Origin of the sequence: Clostridium aceticum (genome assembly GCF_001042715.1) — a bacterium.
Lineage (GTDB): Bacteria > Bacillota > Clostridia > Peptostreptococcales > Natronincolaceae > Andreesenella > Andreesenella acetica.
The window spans coordinates 831,709-842,774 of the sequence record NZ_CP009687.1 but is presented as its reverse complement, the minus strand read 5'-3'; the positions used below and the strand labels follow the sequence as shown (position 1 = coordinate 842,774).

Sequence of the window (11,066 nt, the reverse complement as noted above, 5' to 3'; positions counted from 1 at the left end):
AGAACCTTTAATAATATATTGAATCTAATACCAACATAAAGTAATTATCATACTCTCCCATAGGCTCAAAATCACCACGAACCCCCATTACTTCTTCAGAGAAGTCATCTAAGAAGGCTTTGTTTAATACGTCCTTATAGTCTATTTCCTTCTCTATAATATACTTAGCAAGCTCAACCTCAAACTGTGGTATATATACACTTGATGGCATAGCCCATCCTGAAAGCCTTCCTGTCATTTCAGCTTCTTTTGCCTTTTCAGTGATCATTTCATTAATTAAATCAAAGTTTCCTATATCCTCAGGATCTATTTCCAATCCCATTACCGTAGGGTAAGCTTGCGTTGGAGTAGGACAACATTGCTCCGCTACAATGAATTTTGATTTTAAAGCTTCATCTAATATAACATCGTACATAGGACAGTTAGATCCAAATATATTTATATCTGGTCCATACTTTGTTATCTGCCTTGGTATATCTTCTCTTAAAAATTGAAGCATTGGTGCTGTGCCATCTCCTGTTTGTGGATCTGGTGTTATGATTTCAACAAATTCCATCCCTAACTCTTCAGCAGTTTTTTTCATTCCATCTTTTCTATTGGCTACTAGATCCCTTGCCAAATGGGTTGGGAAGGAGTAATGAATAAAGGTTGTCGCACCCATCTCCTTGGCTTTTGTAGGAATGGTAACCCCTCTTCTTAGCCAGTCTGTAGAAAAATTCATATCTATGTAGTTAGACATTAAATCTGGTTCATCCATCATAGTAGCTATGGTTAGAATATCAGGTCTTCTCTCTCGAATAGTTTGAAAAGCTGGCAATAGTCCTGCTTGCCCTGAATTTACTATAATAGCCTTCATCTCTGAATCATCTGCCAAACTCAATATTTGACTTATTCCAGTTTCTAATTCAATATTAAAGTTTTCTGGCAATGTTATATGTCTAACAATATCAGGATATTTCTCTGCCATAATAGCAGCTGCTCTAAACTCATCTTCACTCGTTGATAAGGTTGGCGTAACAATACCAATTTTATAGCCTGCAGATACTGCTGCATCTACAGCTTCTCCTCCTTCATTTGTTGTTGTGTTGCTTTGACAAGCTGCTAGCGAAAAAAGCATCATTATTACTAGCATAAATGCCATAATTTTTCTAAACATTTAAAATCTCCCCCATAATCGTCTTTATTAATTTTATTACTATAATTCCTACTGGGATTATATTCTCTTTCCATTATAATTGTAAAACTTAATATAAGCTATCTATTAATAGAGAATAAATCCTATATTTTCCACCGTTAACATATTAACATGGCTTTCTATAGAAGTATAATTGATAATTATGATGATATGATTGTGTAGTATTTAAAATTTCTATTCATTGATTCCAATTTTTCTATTCCATAAGGCAGAGCTTATTTTTTATCTTAAAGCATTTCTATAAAAGCAGCTATTCGCGTCTTCAGTTGTCCAATGTCTGATTGGGAGTAATCAGTTTCTATATTCAAGTAGGGAATGTTCTTTTCTTGATTTGTAAATTTTTTTATTCTATAACTCTCTACACTATAAGTATGACAAGCCTGTAGAATTACCTCCACTACCCCATCTATTTTATACTCATCAATTAATCGAGATAACAAGTCAATTCGTTCATCGTTTGGGGACATAACTGAACAAGGAATGTTCAAATATTTATCTGTTATAGCATCAATAGGATCTATTGTTTCATCTACTAGTCGATCGTTAGGTTTTGCACCGCTACAGTTTTCGTAGCAAACCACTACACCACCATTTTCTTCAATCAACTTAATAACCTTTTCAGATGCTCCTCCAATAGGACATCCTGTTATTAGTATTCTAGGCGTGTCCTTTGAAACCTTCTGTTGATTGCTTTCAATATTTCTTTTCACTTCCTCAATCATATCTTTTATATATTGTTTCTGCTGCTCTTTATTCAACTTAAATCCAGTTCCATATAATACCTGAAACATTTCTGTTCCAGTAATAGGTGAAGGACAAAGTTTTCCTAACTCATAAAATTCCTTTATCACTTGTCTTTCTTCATTTTTGCTTTTGATTGCTTCCTTTAACTTTTCTTCCGTTATTTCTACATCAAATTCTTTTTCCAAACGATCTTTTAATGCTAGTATCTCCTCCTTCCATAGATTGAAGGAATGTTCTCCCTTATTGGTTTGAGGTAGTTGCATTACATGCATAGGCTTAATTTCTCCTAAGTATTCATACATCTTTTTCTTACCATCACAAGTAGTTTCCCCTACAAGCAAATCAGAAAAATAGAAATAAGGACATGTATCAGTTATAGCAAACCCATAACTGGACTTAATTAAAGGACAAAGATTTCTTGGAAGATGTTTTTCGGCTGCAGGTATAGGCTCTTCACTAGTACCGCATAGTGCAATCGGCACAGCCCCTGCTGCCATAATAAGTTCACTTGGAGAATAGGCGCAGTAGACGCCTACTACTTTCTTTCCGTCTTCCTTTAGTTTCTTTACTTCTACAAAACCTTTCCGCCTTGCATCATCAAACGCTTCAAACATTTTAGGTAAATTATTCATTATATTTCATCCCCCACTTTTAGTGTTTTAAAAATAATTAATATATTTTTTAAATTACTTATCATTAGCGTTAACTTAAACCATAACTTGTCATACTGAGGGGAGCAAAGCGGAGCCGAAGGATCTTAGTGTTAGCAAAATTCTTTGTTATTCCAAGATCCTTCGCTACCCTCAGGATGACAGTTCGAGAGAATTTTGGCAATAGTTGTGTTAAGTTAACGCCTATGATTTACTTATATGATTATATCAATAAAAATAAATAAATATCATTTTATTATTCGATGAAAAGCTAGTCAACTATTTAAAAATATAATATAAAATATAAACATATAAAATTACTATAATAGGACTTCCCCTCAAAAGAAACTTCTAAGTTATGTTAGTTCTCCTGGCATAGGCCTTACAGTTTATACATATACTCCTATGAATAGGTTTTGGAGGGGAAAAGATGGTTGTTTTTATTGGGTTTAGGCGAGTAACAGTCTATCTACTGTCGATAGTGTTTCTATCAGTCATTGGACTGACAATTTATTTTTGGTATTTATCTACACAAGCCACAACTATATTCGTAGATGAGGGTGTAAACGAAGCATTGACTATAGAAGTACAACAGATATTTAAGCTGAGGAACAAAGCCTTACTAGAAAAAGATACAGATATGTTAGCAGATTTATATGATACAGAAGTAAGAAATGGATTATGGGCCTACGAACATGAATTAAAAAAAATGAATTATTTACATAACTGGTCAGAGAAACAATCGATAGAATTTAAAAGTATTGACTCACAAGTGGTTATTAGGGGCACTAGAAGCAAACAAGAGGGGTTTTTATTAAGTCTTTTGGTTTCTACAGAGTATCAATATGTATACGAAGATACCGTCAAAACATACAATTCCTTTAGAATTGGTACTTACCATACTTTAGATTTAATGCCAAATGAAGAAGGATGGCGTATTACTCGAGAATGGTATACAGATCCTTTTGCTGATTCTTTAGATTTGGATGAAATTAAAAGTCAAGAAATCAAACAGGAAATTCTCTCAGGAGAATCTAAAGATTTATCCGACTTAAACGAGAGAAGAATCAATGCAGTAGCCTATGCTGATGAATACTGTGGGGCTGCCAGTCTCCCTGAACATGGCTTCCAATATAATCCTAAGTACAGGAATTATAATCCTCAAGGGGGAGATTGTGCTAACTTTGCTTCACAAATGCTTCACGAAGGAGGCAATTTTAGAAAAAATTCCACATGGAACTATGAGAGGGGAGCAGGAAGTAAAGCTTGGGTCAATGCTAATGCCTTTAATAATTATATGCTACATAGTAAAAGAGCCTCTCTTATCTCCAGAGGTACCTATGACGAGGTTCTAGCTTCTTCTTATAAGCTTTTGCCGGGGGATTATATCTCCTATGAAAAGAAAGGTAAGGTTACTCATATATCTGTTGTAACCGGTATAGATTCTAAGGGTTATGTTCTAGTAAACTCTCATAATTCAGATCGTTATAGAGTCCCTTGGGATTTAGGCTGGAGTAACAAAGGGATAAAGTTTTGGTTGGTTCGTGTGCATTATTAAATTTTGTTGCTGCCATCTTACTTTCTGTATCTATTAATTTATTTAGTACTAGAAAAAAGGGTTGCGATGGTCATCACAGCCCTTTAAAATATATAGATAATTGTTTTCTATCCTTTACCACTATTTTTTTATTTTTGTACTTAATAAACCCTTCTCGTTTTAAAGTGTTAAGACATCTAGAAACAGTTTCTCTAGTACTACCCAGCATATCCGCCAAATAAGTTACACTTATATCTAAATCTATTAATATCCCCTCTTCTACTTCTATTCCATAATCCTTACTTAATTTCCACAGTTTTGCTGCCAGTTTTTTATCGACTTTAATAGAAATTGTATTTTTCAGTTGCCTATAAAGCCTTCTAATTTTTTTATTCATAGAGTGAACTACTCTTTCAGTAAATCTAAAGTCCATAGCCATTACCTTAAGGAAGGATTCTTTATGAATTCCTAAGACCCAGCTATCTTCAAAAGCTTCACAGTTGGCGGAGGCTGGGAGGTTATCTAATATTACTTCGTTCAAGATCTGCCCCTTATCTAGTATGTATATAACTCTTTTTTGTCCTATCTCCGAAAGTCTAAATATTGTTAATTTCCCCTTAAGGACTATGTATATGTTATTGACTATATCTTTCTCATAGAATAATATTTCTCCTTTTTTAAGCTTGGTTTTAAAAGAAGAAGATGACAAGAATTCAATACATTCTTTATCTAAATCTTTAAACAGCTCTAACGTTTTAACAAAATCCTTGACTGAATCTTCCACTGCACTCCCCCTATTTCGCTGTTATCCCTATTTTTTAAGTAGTATAATTTATAACATTGCAACCCTACTTATCATAAAGAGCTAGCCTAATAAAAAGTTATCTAGCTAGCTCAAAAATGAATGATTCATTATTAAATTTTTACGAAATTACTGCCTCACTATACTTGATTTCTTTTTCCGTATCTGTCTTTAATGAAGCTTCACAGGAATATTCCTGACGCTCTTTATATTCCTCCTGCTTCCCTTTGTTCCATGCCTGTACTGGCCTATGAAAACCAACAACCCTCGTCCAAATCTCTGTTTCTCTGTCACACTCTGGGCACACTTCTTGTTCCCCTGTTAAATATCCGTGGTCAGCACATATAGAAAAGGTAGGGGTGATAGTGATATACGGAATACTGCTATTTTCCATAACCTTTTTAATTAGCGTCTTACAAGTCTCTACATCTTCAATAGCTTCTCCTATAAACCCATGAAACACAGTTCCACCAGTATATAAGGTTTGTAGTTTTTCTTGCAATTCTAGGGCTTCAAAGATATCTTTTGTATAGCCTACCGGCAGTTGTGTTGAGTTTGTGTAGTAAGGCTCCTCTTTCCCTTGGGTATAGATTTTGGGATAAACTTTTTTATCTAATCTAGCAAATCTATAGGTAGCACCCTCCGCAGGAGAAGCTTCTAAATTCCACAGACTACCTGTTTCCTCTTGAAATATCTGAATAACACGATTCATAAACTCCATAATTTCTACTGCAAACTCATTTCCTTCTTCTGTGGTAATATCTTGGCCTAATAGATTCATACAAGCTTCGTTCATGCCATTTAATCCTATGGTTGAAAAATGGTTTTTAAAATATTCACCAGTAGCATCCTTCACACCCTGTAGATAATGCCTAGAATAAGGATATAGTCCAGCATCCATGTATTTTTCCAGTACAAGTCTCTTGGACTCACATATTTCCTTTGACAGTTCCATTAGTTCTCTTACTCTTCTTTTAAACTCCTCCATTGTTTCAGCTGTATACCCTATTCTACCCATATTTAATGTAACCACATTAATAGATCCTGTCAATGGATTGGCACCGAAAAGTCCGCCACCACGTTTTCTAAGCTCTCTATTATCCAAACGAAGTCTACAGCACATAGAACGAACATCTTCAGGAGATAAATCTGAGTTTAAGAAGTTGGCAAAATAAGGGGTGCCAAATTTTCTTGTCATTTCCATAATGCAGTTTACTACTTCAGTATTCCAAGGAAAGTCCTCTGTAATATTTATTGTAGGAATAGGGAAACTAAAAGCACGACCTGCACCGTCTCCCTCCATCATCACTTCGCAAAAAGCTTTGTTGAACAAGTTCATTTCCTCTTGAAAATCACCATAGGTCTTATCCATACTCTCACCACCGATAATCACTCGCTGCTTTTTCAGCAATGGATGTGGTGTTATATCTAAGGTTACATTGGTAAAGGGAGTTTGAAAACCTACCCTCGTCGGTACATTCAAATTAAATACAAACCGTTGCAATGCTTTTTTAATCTGATCATAGTTTAGACCATCATAATAAATAAATGGAGCTAAATAAGTATCAAGACTAGAAACTGCTTGGGCTCCAGCCGCCTCCCCTTGAAGAGTATATAATAAATTTACTAGCTGTCCTAAAGCAGACTCAAAATGCTTCGGTGGCTTAGACTCAATTTTCCCTTTAGCTCCTTTAAAGCCTTTTCTTAAAAATGCTTCTAGGTCCCATCCACAGCAATAAGGCGCCAACAAGCCTAAGTCATGTATATGTAAATCACCTCGAATGTGAGCATCTCTTAATTCTTTATGGTAGATCTTATTTAACCAGTATTTTGTTGTAATGCTTTCAACAATATGATTATTTAAACCTTGGAGAGAAAAACCCATATTGGCATTTTCATTTACTCGCCAATCCTCTAAGTTCACATACTCTTCGATCATTTCTTCTGCATCCATAAATAGATTTTTGACTTCTCGTATTTCCTCATGCTTTTTTCTATATAATATATATGCTTTAGCAGTTTTAGCATGACCTTCTTCAATCAATACCTTTTCCACAATATCCTGTATATCTTCCACAGAAGGAATACTGGCTCTATAGGTTTCGTTTAGAATTTCAGCCACCATTTTTGTTAATTTAGCAGCCTTCATTTCATCCTTGCCACCTACAGACTTTGCAGCTGCAAAAATAGCATTTTTTATTTTATTATAGTCAAAGTCAACAATCTCGCTGTTCCTTTTTTGAACTTTAGTAACCCCCATAATGACCTCCTATTGTATTAAATTTTTTCTTATTATACTACATATTGTATATCTTACATGATTATGCCTACTTTTTTCAATAGACCTCTAGACATAAATACGGGTTTTTCGCTAGAATTTCTACATAATACATCATTATTCTTCTTCATGTGCAACTTCACATATTTTATTGTTTTTTTCCTATACTTTTCTACACATTAAGAAAGGGTGTGAATCACACCCTTTTACTCCCACTTAGGTAGATGAAATTCTTCGCCCTTTTCTTTGATTCTCTCTCCTTCTGTTTGTGATACAATGTAGGCATCTATTCCATGTTCATGATACTGTTTTACTTTTTCAATAGCTTCATCTCTTGTAACACTATTTTCTAGAATACCTTCTTGCGTATATATCATATATTTATGTCTCATCATTAAACCTCCTCTATTATATACTTAATTATAGTATTCCTCAAATCCTATACTATAGCCCTGACAGAAAAAAACCCATTTACCTATTATTTACTTACGGTTAATGGGCTTTTTCTCTTATTTATAGTTATTGTTGATTTTCTTGACCAAGTGCTTGTCTTACTACATCTTTAAAATCTCGTACTGTAGCAGTTGCACCAGAAACCGTGTCTATAGCTTCAATATCTTGTGTTTCTATAAGTGATTGTTCCAATTGAGGATAAGCTTCTAAAGCATTTGTTCCAGCAGCAGCTTCCCATCTTTCGTTATACTCTTCATCCTCTGATTTTCGATTGCCATCTTCATCAACTTCATCATAATCTACTTCTGTGATTTTTCCATCCTCTACAACAATTTCGACAACACTTGTCCATCCTTTTTCATTGACTTCTAACTCGCCCCTATAAGTATCATCTTCATACTCTATTTCCCTGGCCTCAGGGGTTTCCTCCGGTGTTTCTTCTGGGGCAGGAGTTTCTTCTGGTGTTTCAGTAGGAGCAGGTGGAGCTTCTTCTGGAGCACATGCTACAGCTCCAACTAAAACCATAATCATCACAAGAAATAAAGCAAGCATTTTGTTTTTCATTTAAGTCACCTCTTGTAAAAGATTTTTAAAAACTTCTCACAAATAGTTTGTGCAAAAGTAAAACCTCTATTCGTGAAAAAATAGAATAGAGGTTTTACTTAAATTATTTGTTTAAAAAAAGTTCTTTCTTTCTAGGATCAATTGTATTGGTTAGTAACATCATTATGCCATAAAAAATCATGCCTAAAAATATCGAAGTTAAGGTTGCAATGGCTTCTTTTTCAAATAGTAAATAGCTATAGTGAAAAACTAAAACCACTACAATTCCCATTAAAATAGTACAAAATAACGGCTTAATAATCACCTCTTTTATAGATATCTTAAAGGGAATGATTTTTTTTATTTCATAATAATTTAAAAGCATTAAAGTTCCATAACCACAAAGGGAGCCTACCACTGCTCCTATAATGTTTAAATGTCCTACTAAAAGAATATAACTGACAACAATTTTCATAATAATTCCAATAAATAAATTTCTTACAGGAATAAATACCTTATTCATACCCTGTAAAATACTTGTTAAAGTTTGAGAAATAGAGATAAATAAAACATTTAAGGATAATACTTTCAGTATATCACCACCCGCCTCTGATTTTCCCCATAGCAAATGAATAATAGGAGAAGACAATAGTGCCAGCCCAATAGTAGCTGGTAAAGCAATCATTAAGGTGATTTTTATGCCAGTTTCAGTTTTTTCCTTCAGCTCCATCATATTTCTTTTACTGCTAGCTTCTGAGATTGCTGGTACCAAACTAGCTGCCATTGCCATACTAAAGGTTAATGGAACATTCATTAGTGTTACTGCTTTTCCGGTCAATCTTCCATAAAGAATCGTGGCTCCCTCCGCTGTATACCCTCCTTGTAATAGTCTTCCTGGTACAATAATAGAATCTATTAAACCCATAACAGAACTCAACACCGCTCCTATAGTTATAGGGATAGCTAGCCAAATCAATCTTTTGACAATGACTTCCGTTTTTTCTTTACTATCCTTTGTGGAATAGAAGTTATAGTCTATTAAACTTTTTCTTTTTCTTAAATAATAAAACAATAATAATAATGCTCCAAAAAATGCTCCAGCTGTGGCCCCAAAGGAAGCGGCCCCTGCAGCATATCCTAATCCTTTATCAATATACATATACGCTAAACTAATACCAATAACCACTCTCCCAATTTGTTCAACAATTTGCGATAGAGCTGTTGGCGTCATAATTTGCATGCCTTGAAAGTACCCTCTAAAGGAAGACATGATGGATACAAAAAAAGGTGCCAGAGATAAACCAATGATTGCATAATAGGTTTCTTGAGGCCACTCCAATACTTCAATCATCAAGGGAGCACCAAAATATAGGAAACATGATGAAAAAATCCCTATAAAAAAAATCATAAAAAAAGAAACATGAAATACCTTCCTAACACCTGCATAATCCTTTACAGCCATCTTCTCAGAGATTAACTTTGATACAGCAGCGGGCAAACCTATAATAGATACGGACAACATCATCGTATAAATGGGGTAAGGTAAACCAAATAGCCCCATACCCTCATCATGGATTAACCTTTGCAATGGAATTTTAAAAAATATTCCTAAAAACTTTGCTGTTAATCCTGCTATACCTAATATCAATGCCCCTCTAATAAATTTTTTATTGGACATAATTATACTCCCTACAACGAAATATTTTTTAGGTATATGCCTATGAGCTTTGATATAGTAAGGACTATATTGATCATCCTTAGCTACGTCTTTTACTAAAAGAGAAAACGTAGCGCATTGCTATTAAAGTTCAAGTATAAAGGCATATATCTATAAGTATATTCCATTGGGGAGTAACATTATGTGAAGGAATTTAATCTTCTTTAATTTTTCGCCAATGATAAAACCAAAATATCCCACCTACCAGCATAGCAGACACACTATAGGCTAGATTTCTTATGTTTTGTGCTCTTCTTCTTGTGTTTTCTTGTTCTAAGTAGTTTTCATAACGCTGGGTTATTTCCTCTTGAGAAAGTTGAGGTTCTTCTCGTTTACCTTCAGATCCATATATATAATATCTTTGTTGAAAATCCTCTAAAGTTTGATAATAGTAGGCATCCTTCACCAATAAGTCCACTGTTCTATGAATTGTGAAAATTGTACCAGTAATAAATATCACTAAAGTAACAAGGCATACTAAATAAAGGTAAAGACTTCTTAAATTAAAGTTTTTTGTCATAACAACACCCCCTCCTAATAAAACCACTAATACCATGCCTGCTAAGCCGATAAACAAAAACAGCACACTTACAATGGTCACCACCTGCTTTCTTTGAATCTATGATGTCATTGTATCCTTTATTTTTTTTCATGTCAATCTATTCACATGCCTAGCAACTTCAGTTACCTTGTCACTTGCAGTTAACGTATCTATTCTTTAAGTAAACTCGTTTCAGCAAGCTGAAGTATCGAGGAGTCAGGTGGGAGGTCTTAACCTAAAAAAATTCAGATAAAAAGAGAATGTGGATTTCTCCACATTCTCTTTAATGGTCTGCTGCATTCGTAATAGTCACTACCATACTTACTTCCCCAGAATGTTGTGCCTCATCAAATAATTTCTTTAAGCTGCTCCATACTTGCTCTTCATTGCCGTGAAGATGTGTAGCCATAGAGCCTACATTGTACTGTACTCCTTCTTGCCTTAATGCATTGATGGAGTTATTAATTACATCCCCTGCATTTTGTGTTTTAAGTGGATATAGAGAAACTTCTGCATGAATCATCCTCAACACTCCTTATTATTTTTTTCAACAATAATAGTATGTAAGGAACCATCTTGCTTTATCCACTTTTTTATGAAAACTTT

Annotated in this window: 10 protein-coding genes; 1 reads left to right on the top strand and 9 read right to left on the bottom strand. The window is 34.4% G+C overall.

The window, feature by feature from the left end; translation table 11 throughout:
- Positions 1 to 7 precede the first annotated feature (7 nt).
- Together CACET_RS03775 and CACET_RS03770 are read right to left on the bottom strand one after the other, a co-directional pair.
- Positions 8 to 1,156 (bottom strand): DUF3798 domain-containing protein, encoded by a 1,149-nt coding sequence (locus CACET_RS03775; RefSeq protein ID WP_044825768.1) that lies wholly within the window; start codon positions 1,154 to 1,156, stop codon positions 8 to 10.
- Between the two features lie 266 nt (positions 1,157 to 1,422).
- The gene (locus CACET_RS03770) at positions 1,423 to 2,571 is read right to left on the bottom strand and encodes a double-cubane-cluster-containing anaerobic reductase (RefSeq protein ID WP_044825767.1); all 1,149 of its coding nucleotides are present in this window, start codon (positions 2,569 to 2,571) and stop codon (positions 1,423 to 1,425) included.
- A gap of 448 nt (positions 2,572 to 3,019) precedes the next feature.
- Here CACET_RS03770 and CACET_RS03765 point away from each other — a divergent pair, with 448 nt between their 5' ends.
- Positions 3,020 to 4,147 (top strand): amidase domain-containing protein, encoded by a 1,128-nt coding sequence (locus CACET_RS03765; RefSeq protein ID WP_044825766.1) that lies wholly within the window; start codon positions 3,020 to 3,022, stop codon positions 4,145 to 4,147.
- Between the two features lie 73 nt (positions 4,148 to 4,220).
- Here the strand turns inward: CACET_RS03765 and CACET_RS03760 are convergent, their stop codons facing one another.
- From CACET_RS03760 to CACET_RS03730, 7 genes are all read right to left on the bottom strand, one after another.
- Entirely contained in the window at positions 4,221 to 4,910 is a 690-nt protein-coding gene (locus CACET_RS03760) for a Crp/Fnr family transcriptional regulator (RefSeq protein ID WP_044825765.1), read from the bottom strand.
- Positions 4,911 to 5,049: 139 nt separating this feature from the next.
- Entirely contained in the window at positions 5,050 to 7,188 is a 2,139-nt protein-coding gene (locus CACET_RS03755) for a ribonucleoside triphosphate reductase (RefSeq protein ID WP_044825764.1), read from the bottom strand.
- Positions 7,189 to 7,412: 224 nt separating this feature from the next.
- On the bottom strand, positions 7,413 to 7,598 hold the full coding sequence (locus CACET_RS03750; RefSeq protein ID WP_044825763.1) for a hypothetical protein: 186 nt from the start codon (positions 7,596 to 7,598) through the stop codon (positions 7,413 to 7,415).
- A 127-nt stretch (positions 7,599 to 7,725) separates the two neighbouring features.
- A complete protein-coding gene (locus CACET_RS03745; RefSeq protein ID WP_052661516.1) occupies positions 7,726 to 8,223 on the bottom strand; it encodes an FMN-binding protein in 498 nt (165 codons plus the stop codon).
- 103 nt (positions 8,224 to 8,326) lie between these two features.
- Positions 8,327 to 9,880 (bottom strand): putative polysaccharide biosynthesis protein, encoded by a 1,554-nt coding sequence (locus CACET_RS03740; RefSeq protein ID WP_044825762.1) that lies wholly within the window; start codon positions 9,878 to 9,880, stop codon positions 8,327 to 8,329.
- 193 nt (positions 9,881 to 10,073) lie between these two features.
- Positions 10,074 to 10,520 carry a hypothetical protein gene (locus CACET_RS03735; protein ID WP_158385955.1) on the bottom strand — a complete coding sequence of 149 codons (447 nt, stop codon included), beginning with the start codon at positions 10,518 to 10,520 and terminating at the stop codon, positions 10,074 to 10,076.
- Positions 10,521 to 10,743: 223 nt separating this feature from the next.
- On the bottom strand, positions 10,744 to 10,983 hold the full coding sequence (locus CACET_RS03730) for a YkoF family thiamine/hydroxymethylpyrimidine-binding protein (protein ID WP_044825760.1): 240 nt from the start codon (positions 10,981 to 10,983) through the stop codon (positions 10,744 to 10,746).
- Positions 10,984 to 11,066 lie beyond the last annotated feature (83 nt).